Source organism: Devosia sp. Soil_C_22, assembly GCF_057657195.1.
On sequence record NZ_JBDGIY010000001.1, the window covers coordinates 2432558 to 2446694 of the forward strand.

The following is a 14137-nucleotide window of genomic DNA, read 5'->3' on the forward strand; positions in this document are numbered from 1 at the left end:
GAACTGCTTCGCCCAGAGGACTCTCCATGCCGGCTCGCATCTCCCGCTCGACCTATGCCCAGATGTATGGGCCGACCACCGGCGACAAGGTCCGCCTCGCCGATACCGAGCTGTTCATCGAAGTCGAACGCGACCTCACCACCTATGGGGAGGAGGTGAAGTTCGGCGGCGGCAAGGTGATCCGCGACGGCATGGGCCAGAGCCAGATCACCCGCGCGGCGGGCGCCATGGACACGGTGATCACCAACGCGCTGATCGTGGACCATACCGGCATCTACAAGGCCGATGTCGGCCTGCGCGACGGCCGCATCCACGCCATCGGCAAGGCCGGCAATCCGGACACTCAGCCGGGCGTCGACGTCATCATCGGGCCCTCCACCGAGATCATCGCCGGCGAAGGCAAGATCCTCACCGCCGGCGGCATGGACAGCCACATCCACTTCATCGCGCCGCAGCAGATCGAGGAAGCGCTGATGGCCGGCATGACCACCATGGTCGGCGGCGGTACCGGCCCGGCGCATGGCACGCTCGCCACCACCTGCACCGGCGCCTGGCATGCGCAGCGCATGATCGAGAGCTTCGATGCCTTCCCGATGAATCTCGGCATCGCCGGCAAGGGCAATGCCGCGCTCCCCGCCCCGCTCGAGGAAATGATCCTCGCCGGCGTGAGTTCGCTGAAGCTGCACGAGGACTGGGGCACGACGCCCGCCGCCATCGACAACTGCCTGGCCGTCGCCGACGCCTATGACGTGCAGGTGATGATCCACACCGACACGCTCAACGAATCCGGTTTCGTCGAGGACACCGTACGCGCCTTCAAGGGCCGCACCATCCACGCCTTCCACACCGAGGGCGCTGGCGGCGGCCACGCGCCCGACATCATCAAGGTAGCGAGCCTACCCAACGTGCTGCCGTCGTCCACCAACCCGACCCGGCCCTACACGGTTAACACGCTGGCCGAGCATCTCGACATGCTGATGGTCTGCCACCACCTGTCGCCGTCGATCGCCGAGGATGTCGCGTTCGCCGAGAGCCGCATCCGCAAGGAGACCATCGCCGCCGAGGACATCCTCCACGATATCGGCTGCTTTTCGATGTTCTCGTCCGACAGCCAGGCCATGGGCCGCGTCGGCGAAGTGATCATCCGCACCTGGCAGACCGCCGACAAGATGAAGCGGCAGCGCGGGGCCCTGCCCGAGGAAACCGGCAACAACGACAATTTCCGCGTGAAGCGCTACATCGCCAAATACACCATCAACCCCGCCATCGCGCAGGGCATGAGCCGCCACATCGGCTCGATCGAGGTGGGCAAGCGCGCCGACATGGTGCTGTGGAGCCCCGCGTTCTTCGGCGTGAAGCCCGAAATGGTGCTGCTCGGTGGCTCGATCGCGGCCGCCCCGATGGGCGACCCCAACGCCTCCATCCCCACCCCGCAGCCCATGCACTACCGCCCGATGTTCGCCACCCACGGCAAGCTCAGGACCTCGTCGACGGTGACCTTCGTCAGCCAGGCGGCCTATGACAGCGGCCTGCAGGGCCGGCTCGGCGTCGACAAGGGCATGCTGCCGGTCGAAAACACCCGCGGCGGCATCACCAAGGCCTCGATGATCCACAACTCGGCCATGCCCAAGCTGGAAGTCGACCCCGAAACCTACGAGGTGCGGGCCGACGGCGAGTTGCTGACCTGCGAGCCGGCCACGGTGCTGCCGATGGCGCAGCGCTATTTCCTGTTCTGAGGTCGACGAGGCACAGCCGATCCACGATCGGTTTTAAAACCGACGACGGTTTGGTACTCTGCCGGCCATGAACAAGATCGATCTCAAGACGCTGACGTCGATTGATGACGACTTCGCGCTCTGGGCAGCCGAGCAGGGCGCGCTTATCCGCGCTCACAAGCTCGACCGCATCGACCTGGAAAACGTCGCCGAGGAGATTGAGAGCTTGGGGCGCTCTGAGGAACATCAGATCGACAGTCGCCTGGAGGTCTTGATAGCGCATCTTCTGAAGTGGGAATTCCAGCCTGCCAAGCGAAAGTATGGCTGGAAGTGGAGTATCGATGAGCAGCGTATCCGGCTGGCCCGCGTCCTGAAGAGGAGCCCCAGCCTCAGGAGCTACCCCGCCGAGTCACTGCGCGGCAGCTACATTATCGGTCGGAATGAGGCGATCACCCAGACACGGCTTCCCGAAGCTGCCTTCCCCGAGACTTGCCCCTACACGGTAGAGCAGATCTTGGATCCGAACTTCCTCCCCGGTCCCGCCGGCGAACTCTAGGCGTCCCGCAACACACAAGTGAGATCTGCGCGTGGTCGGCGGGGCGCGTTCCCGATCGGTGACCATGCCTGGCTTCCGATCCTCTGGTTGGCAGGGACGGCGCCCTGCGGCAACGGCGTAGCCGACCCCCCTCCATGCCGCCTGATCGCCACAGAATCAGCTAACCTTCGCGCACATCGCGATGGAGGGAAGCGCCGATGGAAGCTCTAGCCACTGCTGCCATGATGCAGAATGTCGATGTCTCGGCGCAGGTCGTGCTCAGCCTGACCGGCGATTTCGAGAAGACGACGCACCAGTATCAGTGCGAGGGGCTCGACCCGTTCACGGTCGAGTTCATCAACGCCGAGCCCAACTTTCTCGCCATCGTCCCCGTGGGCGACCGCAAGATGGTGTTCGTCAACGTCATCGCTGCCGATGGCGCGAAATATGTCGCCGGCCAGTATGAGTTCTGGACCCGCGGCAGCGACGCCACGCTGACCGACCTGCAGGCCGACCCGCAAGGCGTCGAATGCACCGAGGCGGTCAACACGCCCTGAGACTGCGATGGATCCTTCCGCCGCCCACGACGTGTTCGTCCACGTCCGCATGGTCATGAGCACGGTGGTCGGGCTCGGCCTGACGCGCCTGTTGCTGGGCATGGCGGGGCTGATCCAGCATCCCAGCCGGGCGAAGCTCTCGCTCATCCATATGCTCTGGGTGGTCTCGATGGTGATCGAGCTCATCCTGTTCTGGTGGTGGGAATTCGGCCTGACCGGGCTGCCGCACTGGAATTTCGGCACCTTCGCCTTCCTGATCTTCTACGCCATCACGCTGTTCGCGCTCGCCGCGCTGCTCTTCCCCGACCGGCTCGACGACTACGACGGCTACGAGGATTTCTTCATCAGGCGCCGCCACTGGTTCTTCTCGATCTTCGGGCTGACCTTCCTGCTCGACCTCGTCGATACGCTGATCAAGGGGACGCCCTATTTCGATGCCATGGGCATCCTCTACATCGCGCAGATTCCCTTCGGGCTGGTGTTCTCCGCCATCGCGATCTGGACGCCGAACCGGCGCTTCCACCTCGGCTTCGTGCTGCTGCACCTCGCCTACCAGGCCTGGGCCATCGCCTTCTACTTTGACACGCGCGTCTGAGCCGCTAAGCTGCCCGCCAAGGTTGGGAAGCCTCCAGACTTGGATTGATTGATGCCGCAGACCTTGCGCGCGGTCGGCTATGTGCCGCCCGGCCAGCTCGGGAAAATCCCCTTCGATCTCGCCATTCTTCCCCACGACGAGCGTCGCGTCCGCCGTCGCCGCATCGAGCTGGTGCACGGCGACAGCGTGCTGGTCGATTTCCCCGAGCCGATCACGCTCGAAAGCCACTCCGCCCTAAAGCTCGAGGACGGTCGCCTCGCCGAAATCGTCGCCGGCGAGGAGTTGCTCTACGATGTGCGCGGTACGGATCGCATCCACCTGATGCGGCTCTGCTGGCACCTGGGCAACCGGCACCTGAAAACCCAGATCGAGAACGATCGGGTCCTCATCCTGCGCGACCATGTCATCCGCGACATGCTGCGCGGGCTCGGCGCCAGCGTCACCGACGTGTCCGAGCCGTTCTTCCCCGAGGAAGGCGCCTATTCGCACAGCCATGGCGAGCCCGTGCACGCCCTGCTCAACCGATGACCGCGCCAGCCGCGCTGCAGAAGCTCGTCACCTGGCTGTCGCCCGCCTTCCCGGTCGGCGCCTTCGCTTGGTCGGCCGGACTTGAGACGGCAATTGCAGATCGTCGCGTAACCGATTCCGAACGCTTGCAAAGCTGGATTTCCGGGGCGTTGGAGCATGGGGGCATCCGGACGGACGCGATCCTCCTGGCGCATGCCTGGCGGGCGGGCCGGGGACAGATCGAGTTTGGGGCCTCCCCCCTCCCAGCCTCCCCCACAAGGGGGGAGGTGTGGGCTGGTGGATTCGACCAGATCGCGCCCCACTCACCAGCGGGCACCTCCCCCCTTGTGGGGGAGGCTGGGAGGGGGGAGGCCACAGGCACGGCCCTCCGCGACCTCGCCGATCTCTCCCTCGCCCTCATCTCCTCCCGCGAGCGCTGGCTCGAGACCACCATCACCGGCGACAGCTATGTCCGCGCCGCCGCGCACTGGCCCACCGAGACCATCGTCCGCCTGCCAGAACCCTGCCCCTACCCGATCGCTGTCGGCGCCATCGCCGCCGCGCACGACATCGACCTCGTCGACACGCTCCTCGCCTGGCTCACCGCCACCGTGCACGGCCAGGTCTCGGTCGCCGTCCGTCTCGTGCCCCTTGGCCAGACCGATGGCCTCGCCGTCATGTCCGCCCTCGAACCCAGCGTCGCGGCCCTCGCTGCGTCCGCGGCAACGGCATCCCTTGCCGATCTCGGTGCAATCGCCTACGCCGCCGATATCGCGCAGATGCGCCACGAGACGCTGGAACCGAGGATTTTCCGCTCATGAGCATGTTGGTCGCCGCCCTGATTTTCGTGGTGCTGCTGGCGGTGGCGATCGCCCATTTCCTGTGGGCCATCGGCAGCCGCTGGCCGATCCGCGATCCGGAACTGCTGGCGCGCACCGTCATCGGCCGACCCGGCGTCACCCGCGTGCCGCGCCTTGCAAGCCTCGTCGTTTCCATCGTCGTCCTCGCCGCTGGCGTGTTCGCGCTGGCGCTCGCCGATCACACCGCCGGCGGCCTGCTGCTGACGCTGGTCGGCGTCGTCCTCGCGGCAATCTTCCTCGGCCGCGGCGCCATCGGCTACACCGCCGGCTGGCGCGCCCGCTTCTCGGAAGAACCGTTCGCCACGCTCGACCGCAAGAATTATTCCCCGCTCTGCCTCGCGCTGGGCGCCGGCTTTCTCCTCCTCGTCATCATGAGGCTCATATGAAATCGCTCAACGGCCCCCTCCGCGTCGGCATCGGCGGCCCCGTCGGCTCCGGCAAGACCACGCTGTGCGAAATGCTGCTCAAGGCCATGCGCGAGCGCTACTCGATGGCCGTGGTCACCAACGACATCTACACCAAGGAGGATGCGCTCATCCTCAACCGAGTGCAGGCCATCTCCGAGGACCGCATCGTCGGCGTCGAAACCGGCGGCTGCCCGCACACCGCGATCCGCGAGGACGCCTCGCTGAACCTCAACGCCATCGCCGAGCTCAACCGCAAATTCCCCGATCTCGACATCATCCTGATCGAGTCGGGCGGCGACAACCTCGCCGCCACCTTCTCCCCCGACCTCGCCGACATCACCATCTACGTGATCTCCGTGGCCCAGGGCGAAAAGATCCCGCGCAAGGGCGGCCCCGCCATCACCCGCTCGGACCTGCTGGTCGTCACCCACACCGACATCGCGCAATACGTGAACGCGAGCCTCGAGGTGATGGACGCGGATACGCGGCGGGTGCGCGAAGGCCGGCCATACGTGTTCACCGACCTGCTGCGGCGGGAGAATCTCGACGAGATCATCGGGTTCATCGAGCGGATGGGCGGGCTGGTGCCGGCGGTAGCGGCGGAGTAGCCACCCTTATCCTCCCCCGTTTACGGGGGAGGGGGACCGCCGAAGGCGGTGGAGGGGGCGACCACACGCACCGAGTCCAGCCTCGCCCCCTCCACCAGCTTCGCTGGTCCCCCTCCCCCGCTACGCAGGGGAGGATGGGTGCCGGCGATCGCCGCCGGCGCCCATTCGCTGCATCAATACAAATAAACCTGCGGGTTCCCGTCCGGATCGCTCACCGCCACCACGCGGTTGATGTCGATATTGTGCGCCTTGAACCAGCCCGCGAGCCCGGCATCGGCGCGGATCGCCTCGCGGAAGCGGCCCAGCTGCTTCATCTGGCTGGTCTCGGCGCTGGCGATCTTCTGCAGATCGGCCGGGCTGTACAGCGTCTTGGTATCGAACACCTTGATCGAAGCGGCCTTGTCGAGGAAGTTGAGGTCGCCGGCCGACCACTCGCCGATCATCGGCGTCAGCGTGCCGACCGGCACGACGTCGGCCTTGACTGCGTTGACTTCCTTGGCGGGATCAACGGTCGCGGCGAACGCCGGAGCGGCGAGCAGCGCAGCGAGGACGAGCGCAGCAGTGGCTTTGAGGGGGAGGTGCATTTGAGGATCTCCATACGGATAGGGTTGGGCCGCAGGGCAAATCTTGCTTTGTCGCGCCACCGGTTGATCCGGCGGCGTTCCAGCGAGCGGTCATCGGCGTGACATCGCGTCGACGGGCCGGATCAGGCTCCCGCAGAGCGGCGGATGTTCGGAAGAACAAGGGTATGTTTTCGCCCGAAACCAGCCGGAATCCGGGCCTTTTGGAACCGCTCCAATCATGGACTGAAAGCAATCTTGGTAAGCTTGCGGCGCCCGACAAACCGCCCACCGCGGCCGCCCCCGGCCACATCCGTCTGCGCCGACCACTGAGCCTTTCGTCCCCCGCCATCGCGCTGCCGGAGGCCGTCCGGATCGCCACGCTCACGGCCGATGACGCCACCCGCGTCCACGCCCTGCTCCGGGCCGCCTATTCCACCGGCTTCGGCACCGTGCCCGAGCGCGCGCTCGACTGGTGGGGTGGCATCGTCACGGACAGCGAATACGACCGCAACCTCGCCTTCGTCGCCAGGGCCGGCGACGACGTCATCGGCTTCTGCCTGTGCTGGACCTCGAGCTTCATCAAGGACCTCGTGGTCGACGTCCGCTGGCGCAACCGTGGGGTAGGTTCGGCCCTGATATCGACCGCCATCACCGCGCTGCGGGCTCGGGGGGCCGAGGAAGTCGCGTTGAAGGTGGATATCTACAACGGCACGGCGCAGCGGCTGTATCGGCAGTTCGGGTTTGCGCAAGACTGAGGCTGGTGCGCCACCGCACCCCCTCTCTTGCGAAAACTAAGGACTTAGCTGCGCTAAGCCCAAGTTTTCGCTTTCTCCCCCGCCTAGGGGGAGAAGCCTTCCATCAGTATCGGATGCCTGCAGCGACGCACCCTCTCCCCCTTGGCGGGGGAGACGCGAGACTTACGAGCGCCAGCGAGTTAGTCGCAGCAGAGAGGGGGTCGTGGAAGCCACAGCCCTCAGTGCTGCCCTGAAACGAAGATCCCCGCTTTCGCGGGGATGACATCGTGGCTAGTCCAACCACCGGGTCATTCCCGCGAAAGCGGGAATCTTCCCTTGTGGCAGCCCTATTCCTTCGGCGTCGTCTCCGGGGGCTCGCTCGGCGGCACTTCGACCGGCGGATTGCCCGGTACGCTGTCCGGAGCCGGCGGCGGTTGCGGGGTCTCGGGCTGCACCGGCGTTTCCTCCGGATATTGCCCCGGCGTCGTTTCCGGCTTCTCCGGCGGGATCTGGGCCTTCACCAGCGCCACCACCGAGCGCGGCGGCAGCGTCGCTGCGCCGTCGGCGAGCGGCAGCACTGCCTTGTCGTCCGACTGCAGGCCCACCGTCCAGTAGCCTTCGGGCAGCCGCGCCAGCACCGGTTCGATCCGGCGGTTGAACCACACGATCAGTTCCTCGTCCGCCGTCTGCAGCCGCATGCCCAGCACCGAGGCGCCGTCATCGTTCCAGTCGCCGTCGGTCATCTCGCGGCCGTCCGGATGCAGCCAGGCAACATCGCGCACGCCCTTGCGGGTCTCGCCGGTGAGGAAATGGTCGTGCGTCAGCGCCGTATGCTTGCGCCGGAACTCGGTCAGCGCGGCGACATAGTCGACCAGTTCGCCGTCCGCCTTCTCCCAGTCGAGCCACGTGATCTCGTTGTCCTGCGCATAGGCGTTGTTATTGCCCTGCTGCGAGCGGCCGAACTCATCGCCCTGCTGCAGCAGCGGCAGGCCGCGGCTGAGGAACAGCGTCGCCAGCAGCGCCCGCACGTCGCGGCGGCGGGCGGCGTTGATGTTGGCGTCGTCGGTCGGTCCTTCGGCGCCGCAATTCCACGAGTAGTTGTTGTTGTGGCCGTCGCGGTTGTTCTCGCCATTGGCCTCGTTGTGCTTGTCGAGATAGCTGACGAGGTCGGCGAGCGTGAAGCCGTCATGCACGGCGAGCATGTTCACCCCGGCCGTCGGCTTGCGCCCGGCGAAGTTGAAGATCTCGGCCGAGCCGGCGACCTTGCCGGCCAGGGCCCCGATCTTGCCCTGATCGCCCTTCCAGAACGAGCGCACTTCGTCGCGGAACGTGTCGTTGTGCTCGTGGAATTCCTTGCCGAAGCGACCGAGCTGATAGCCGCCCGGACCCGGATCCCACGGTTCGGCCACGAGGATCGACTTGCTCAGCACCGGATCGGACTTGATCCGCTGCAGCATCTGCGCGTCCGGATTGAACCCCGGCTCGCGACCGAGCACCGGCGCGAGGTCGAAGCGGAAGCCGGACACGCCGAGTTCCTCGACGAAATAGCGCAGGCTGTCGATCACGAGGTTCTGCACCGCCGGATGGTCGCAGCGCAGCGTGTTGCCAGTGCCCGTGTCGTTGACGAGGTGCTGTTTCCCGTCGACCTCGACGAAGCGGTAGTAGGTTTTGGCGTCGAGCCCCATCATCGACAGCATCGGCCCGTCGGCGTCGCCCTCGCCGGTGTGGTTGTAGACCACGTCGAGGATCACCGAGATGCCCGCCTTGCGGTACATGTCGGTCATGGTGCGCAATTCCTGCGGGCCGCGCGGCGCGAGCCGCGGATCGAGCGCAAAATACGTCACCGGGTTGTAGCCCCAGGCATTGGTCAGCCCGAGCGCCGGCAGGTGGCCTTCATCGATCCAGGCCGCGGTCGGCATTAGCTGCACGACATCGACGCCCAGATACTTGAAATGGTCGATCACCCGCTGCGTCGTCAGCCCGGCGATGGTACCGCGCAGCGGCCCCTGCACCGAGGGATGGCGCATGGTATAGCCGCGCACGTTCAGCTCGTAGAACATCTGCGGCGCCTTGCGGCGCGGCATCACGGCCGTGTTCTCCGCGCCTACGACGATCGCCTTGGGGATCAGCGGCGCCGTGTCGACCGCCTCGTCGCGATGCAGGCGCAGCCGCGGCGAGCGCACGAAGGTGCGGTCGATGCGCCTCGCGTACGGGTCGACCAGAAGCTTGTTGGGGTCGAAGAAATAGCCCTGGTCCGGATCGTAGCGGCCATCGGCACGCAAGCCGTAGCGCGCGCCGGCGCCGATATTGGCGACCAGCCCGTGGTGCACGTTGTCATCGTGGCCATCGAGCTCGAAGCGCCCGATTTCCTTGTCCGTCTCGTCGTAGATCGAAACGAACAGCGCCGACGCCGTCTCGGAATAGACGGCGAAGTTCACACCCTCGGCGGTGATGGTGGCGCCGAGTTTCTCCGGGCTGCCGGCGCCCGGGATCAGTTCGGGTTTCACTAGATACGGGTCCTCAAGTGATAACGCTCGGCGCATCACGGCCGGTGCGGGATTTGATCCCGGCGACACTGTCTGCGATGGCGATGAGAGGGGCGAGTGCAGACTGGGTGTCGAGATCATGCTGTCCATGGGGCGGCTCGTAGCGTTCAAGGTAGATACGCAACGTGGCCCCCACAGTGCCGGTTCCGCTGAGCCGCAGCACGATGCGGCTGCCATCGGCAAAGCCGATCCGCACCCCCTGCCTGGCGCTCGTCGAACCGTCCACGGGATCGTGGTAGGTGAAGTCGTCGGCATAGGCCACCGCCCTGCCCTCGAGCGTCTGTCCCACCAGCGCCGGCAGTTTTGCGCGCAGCTCGTCCATCAGCGTATTGGCGGCCGCCGCGTCGACTTCTTCATAGTCGTGGCGGGTGTAATAGTTGCGCCCGTAGGTGGCCCAGTGGTCCTGCACGATCATGTCGACGCCCTGCCCGCGCGCCGCGATCACGTTGAGCCATAGCAGCACGGCCCACAGCCCATCCTTTTCGCGCACATGGTTCGAGCCGGTGCCCGCCGATTCCTCGCCGCAGATGGTGACTCGCCCCGCGTCCAGCAGGTTGCCGAAGAACTTCCAGCCCGTGGGCGTCTCGTGCATCTCGATGCCGAGCTTTTCGGCGACGCGATCGGCCGCCGCACTGGTCGGCATCGAGCGGGCGATACCGGCAATGCCATCTGCGTAGCCCGGCGCGTGCGGCGCGTTGGCAGCGAGGATGGCGAGCGAGTCCGAGGGCGTCACGAACCGGTTCTTGCCGATGATCAGGTTGCGGTCGCCGTCGCCGTCCGAGGCGGCGCCGAAATCCGGGCCGTCCTCGCTCATCATCAGGTCGTAGAGCTCCTTGGCATAGACGAGATTCGGATCGGGATGCCCGCCGCCGAAATCCGGCGACGGCGTGCCGTTGATCACCGTCCCCGCCGGCGCCCCCAGCATCCCCTCGAGGATGCGGTGGGCGTAAGGCCCGGTCACGGCGTGCATCGCGTCGAAGCGCATGCGGAAGCCGCCTGCGAACATGGCGCGGATTCTGTCGAAATCGAACAGCGTCTCCATCAGCGCCGCATAGTCGCTGACCGGGTCGATCACCTCGACCACCATGCCGGCCGAATGCTGCGTGCCGATGCGCGAAAGGTCCACGTCCGGCGCATCCACCGTCAGGTAGCGGTCGATGACCTTGGAGCGAGCGAACACCGCCTCGGTGATCTTCTCCGGCGCCGGCCCGCCATTGCTGACGTTGTACTTGATGCCGAAATCGCCGTCCGGCCCGCCCGGATTGTGGCTGGCCGACAGGATCAGCCCGCCGAACGCCTTGTGGTGGCGGATCACGTGGCTGGCCGCCGGCGTCGACAGCAGCCCGTTCTGGCCCACCAGCACCGTGCCAAACCCGTTGCCCGCGGCGATCCGGATGATCTTCTGGATGGCGACATCGTTGAAGTAGCGGCCATCGCCGCCGATCACCAGCGTCTTGCCCTTGATCCCCTCGAGGCAGTCGAAGATCGACTGCACGAAGTTCTCGACATAGTTCGGCACCGAGAACGCCTTGGTCCGCTTCCTTAAGCCGGACGTGCCCGGCTTCTGGTCGGCAAAAGGCGTCGTCTCAATCGTCAGTGTCGTCATTCTGTTTGTGCCCCAGGATTGACGCGTAGAGGTCGGCGTATTTTTCGGCGCTGAGTTCCCAGGAGACATCCGACTTCATCCCCCGGCGCTGCATCTTGTGCCACACCTTCGGCCGCGCATAGAGCGCCAGCGTCCGGCGAATGGCTTCGCCCAGAGCCTCTTCTGTGGCCGGCGAGAACACGATTCCGGTGCCGACGCCAGCCTCGATGGCGGCTTCGTTGGCGTCGATCACCGTGTCGGCAAGGCCGCCCACGCGGCTGACCACCGGAACGCAACCATAGCGCAAACCATAGAGCTGGGTCAGCCCGCATGGCTCGAAGCGCGACGGGATCAGGATCGCGTCCGCTCCGCCCTGGATCAAGTGGCTCAGCGGCTCCGAATAGCCGATCTCCACACCCACGCGCCCGGGGTGCCGCAGTGCGGCGCCGGCAAAGGCATCCTCGATATGCGGCTCGCCCGTGCCCAGCACCACCAGCCGCCCGCCCTGGGCGACGAGGTTGTCGATATGGGCCGGCAGCATGTCGAGCCCCTTCTGCCCGGTGAGCCGGCTCACCACCGCAAGGATCGGCCCCTCACCCGCCTCGAGCGAGAAATGCTGCTCGACCGCCTGCTTGTTGGCAGCGCGCTGAAAGATCGTGCTCGCCTGATATTGCTGCGGCAGTGCCGCGTCGGTCGCCGGGTTCCACTCTGCCGCGTCGATACCATTGAGGATGCCGTGCACTGTCTCGGAGCGCGATTGCAGCAGCCCCTCGAGCCCCATGCCGTAGTAGCCCGTGCGGATCTCGTGCGCGTAGGTCGGACTCACCGTCGTCACGATGTCGGCGAGTTGCAGACCGGCCTTGAGATAACCCATGTTGCCAAAATACTCGATCGAGCCGGTGCGGGCCGCCTCGTAGTCGAGCTTCAGGCCGTTGAACACGTCCCAGCCGAACACGCCCTGGAAGGCGATATTGTGCACCGTCAGGATGGTCTTGGCGCTGCTGCCCGGGTTGAACTTGATGTAGGCCGGCACCAGCCCCGCCTGCCAGTCGTGGCAGTGGACGATGTCCGGGCGGTAGCCCTCCAGCATGCCGCGCGAGATGTCGTAGCCGACAAAGCTCAGCGCCGCGAAGCGCTGCCAGTTGTCGGGCCAGTCCCGGCCATCCGGTCCCAGATACGGGTTGCCCGGCCGGTCGTAGAGGTGCGGCGCGTTGATGGCGATGACGTCGAGCCCCTTCGCCCTGCCGCCGATCAGCCGGGCCTCGCCGCCGAAGAAATCGTCGTAATACCAGAGCTCCCGGCCGCCCCGCAGGGCATCCATGACCTTCGGATAGCCCGGCAGCAGCACGCGCATGGACACATCATGCGGCGCCAGCGCCGCCGGCAGCGCGCCGACGACGTCTGCGAGGCCTCCCGTCTTGATCAGCGGGAAAGCCTCCGAGGCGACGGAGAGGACTTCGGTCATCGGTGCTCCCGCGGCGATCGGAGCGTGTTCAGGAAAAGTTGCAGACTTTTCCGGTTCGAACACGCGACAACTAAACGGACGTGAAGCCCTCGCTGCCCTGCAGCGCCTGAGGGCTTCATCGACTGCTGAGATACTTGTCGATCATCGGCTGGGTGATCAGCGTCACCCCGTCGGCGGTGCGGCGGAACCACTTGGCGTCGAACTCGGCATCTTCACCCACCACCAGTCCCTCGGGAATGGACACGCCCCGATCGACCACCACCTTCCTGAGCCGCGCCCCGCGCGCGATCGTGCAGTAAGGCAGCACCACCGCCTCGTGCAGCTCGGAATAGGAATGCACCCGGCTGCCGGTCGAGAGCAACGTGCGCGTCAGCTGGCCACCCGACACGATGCAGTCGCCCGACACCAGCGAGTTCACCGCGGAGCCGCGCCGACCCTCGAAATCATGCACGAACTTGGCCGGCGGGGTGATCTCGGCAAAGGTCCAGATCGGCCAGTCGCGGTCGTAGAGGTCGAGCTGCGGGGTGACGTCGGTGAGGTCGATATTGGCTTTCCAGTAGGCATCGACCGTACCCACGTCGCGCCAGTACGCGACTTCCTCGTTGGGCGAGCGCACGCACGAGCGCGGGAAGCGGTGCGCCCAGGCCGAGCCGTTCTTGACGATATAGGGGATGATGTCCTTGCCGAAATCGCGGCTCGACCCGGCCGTCGCCGCGTCCCGGCGCAGTTGCTCCATCAGGAAGCGCGTCTCGAACACATAGATGCCCATCGAGGCGAGCGCGTAGTCCGGCCGATCCGGGATGCCCGGCGGGTCCTTGGGCTTTTCGACGAAATCGACGATCCGGTCGCGCCCGTCGACATGCATCACGCCGAAGCCGGTGGCCTCCATGCGCGGCACCTCGAGGCAGCCGATGGTCACGTCCGCGCCCGTATCCACGTGCTGGCGGAGCATGATCTCGTAGTCCATCTTGTAGATGTGGTCGCCCGCGAGCAGCACGATGTAGCGCGGGCCGTAATCCTCGATGATGTCCATGTTCTGGTACACGGCATCGGCGGTGCCCTCGTACCACTGCGTTTCCGACACGCGCTGGCTTGCCGGCAGGATGTCGAAGCTTTCGTTGCGCTCGGTGCGCAGGAAGTTCCAGCCCCGCTGCAGGTGCCGGATCAGCGAATGCGCCTGGTACTGCGTCGCCACCGACACGCGGCGGATGCCGGAGTTGAGCGCATTGGATAGCGCGAAGTCGATGATACGCGACTTGCCGCCGAAATAGACGGCGGGCTTGGCGCGCCGGTCGGTCAGCTCGAACAGCCGGGTACCGCGCCCGCCTGCCAGCACATAGGCCATCGCCTCGCGGGCGAGTGGCGATGGAGTCCTGTAGTCAGCCATGTTTCCCTCCCCAAACCACGTGCCCGGAAATTTGCAGGCTCTTGTATCCGTTCACGCGACTGTCCCTAAGCAC

General features: G+C 66.0%; 14 protein-coding genes. 9 read left to right on the plus strand and 5 right to left on the minus strand.

The window, feature by feature from the left end; translation table 11 throughout:
* Positions 1–26 precede the first annotated feature (26 nt).
* From ureC to ureG, 8 genes are all read left to right on the plus strand, one after another.
* Positions 27–1736 carry an urease subunit alpha gene (gene ureC / locus AC3A6I_RS11780; protein ID WP_487543891.1) on the plus strand — a complete coding sequence of 570 codons (1710 nt, stop codon included), beginning with the start codon at positions 27–29 and terminating at the stop codon, positions 1734–1736.
* A 67-nt stretch (positions 1737–1803) separates the two neighbouring features.
* Complete coding sequence (locus AC3A6I_RS11785) at positions 1804–2271, plus strand: DUF29 domain-containing protein (RefSeq protein WP_487543892.1); 468 nt, start codon at positions 1804–1806, stop codon at positions 2269–2271.
* A gap of 197 nt (positions 2272–2468) precedes the next feature.
* Positions 2469–2807, plus strand: coding sequence for an MliC family protein (locus AC3A6I_RS11790; protein ID WP_487543893.1), 339 nt, complete (start codon positions 2469–2471; stop codon positions 2805–2807).
* Between the two features lie 7 nt (positions 2808–2814).
* The gene (locus tag AC3A6I_RS11795; protein ID WP_487543894.1) at positions 2815–3402 is read left to right on the plus strand and encodes a hypothetical protein; all 588 of its coding nucleotides are present in this window, start codon (positions 2815–2817) and stop codon (positions 3400–3402) included.
* 51 nt (positions 3403–3453) lie between these two features.
* Positions 3454–3930 carry an urease accessory protein UreE gene (locus tag AC3A6I_RS11800; RefSeq protein ID WP_487543895.1) on the plus strand — a complete coding sequence of 159 codons (477 nt, stop codon included), beginning with the start codon at positions 3454–3456 and terminating at the stop codon, positions 3928–3930.
* A complete protein-coding gene (locus tag AC3A6I_RS11805; protein WP_487543896.1) occupies positions 3927–4730 on the plus strand; it encodes an urease accessory protein UreF in 804 nt (267 codons plus the stop codon). The genes AC3A6I_RS11800 and AC3A6I_RS11805 overlap by 4 nt, the downstream gene beginning before the upstream one ends.
* Complete coding sequence (locus AC3A6I_RS11810; protein ID WP_487543897.1) at positions 4727–5155, plus strand: DUF3995 domain-containing protein; 429 nt, start codon at positions 4727–4729, stop codon at positions 5153–5155. The genes AC3A6I_RS11805 and AC3A6I_RS11810 overlap by 4 nt, the downstream gene beginning before the upstream one ends.
* Positions 5152–5784 (plus strand): urease accessory protein UreG, encoded by a 633-nt coding sequence (gene ureG / locus AC3A6I_RS11815; protein ID WP_487543898.1) that lies wholly within the window; start codon positions 5152–5154, stop codon positions 5782–5784. Before AC3A6I_RS11810 ends, ureG begins: the two co-directional genes overlap by 4 nt.
* Before the next feature lie 173 nt (positions 5785–5957).
* Here the strand turns inward: ureG and AC3A6I_RS11820 are convergent, their stop codons facing one another.
* Positions 5958–6368 (minus strand): hypothetical protein, encoded by a 411-nt coding sequence (locus AC3A6I_RS11820; RefSeq protein WP_487543899.1) that lies wholly within the window; start codon positions 6366–6368, stop codon positions 5958–5960.
* Positions 6369–6568: 200 nt separating this feature from the next.
* Between AC3A6I_RS11820 and AC3A6I_RS11825 the strand changes: the two genes are divergently transcribed.
* On the plus strand, positions 6569–7102 hold the full coding sequence (locus tag AC3A6I_RS11825) for a GNAT family N-acetyltransferase (protein ID WP_487543900.1): 534 nt from the start codon (positions 6569–6571) through the stop codon (positions 7100–7102).
* 326 nt (positions 7103–7428) lie between these two features.
* Here the strand turns inward: AC3A6I_RS11825 and glgX are convergent, their stop codons facing one another.
* From glgX to glgC, 4 genes are all read right to left on the minus strand, one after another.
* Entirely contained in the window at positions 7429–9588 is a 2160-nt protein-coding gene (gene glgX, locus AC3A6I_RS11830; protein WP_487543901.1) for a glycogen debranching protein GlgX, read from the minus strand.
* A gap of 13 nt (positions 9589–9601) precedes the next feature.
* On the minus strand, positions 9602–11233 hold the full coding sequence (locus AC3A6I_RS11835) for an alpha-D-glucose phosphate-specific phosphoglucomutase (RefSeq protein ID WP_487543902.1): 1632 nt from the start codon (positions 11231–11233) through the stop codon (positions 9602–9604).
* On the minus strand, positions 11214–12677 hold the full coding sequence (glgA, locus tag AC3A6I_RS11840; RefSeq protein ID WP_487543903.1) for a glycogen synthase GlgA: 1464 nt from the start codon (positions 12675–12677) through the stop codon (positions 11214–11216). Before glgA ends, AC3A6I_RS11835 begins: the two co-directional genes overlap by 20 nt.
* Before the next feature lie 115 nt (positions 12678–12792).
* Positions 12793–14064, minus strand: coding sequence for a glucose-1-phosphate adenylyltransferase (gene glgC, locus AC3A6I_RS11845; protein WP_487543904.1), 1272 nt, complete (start codon positions 14062–14064; stop codon positions 12793–12795).
* Positions 14065–14137 lie beyond the last annotated feature (73 nt).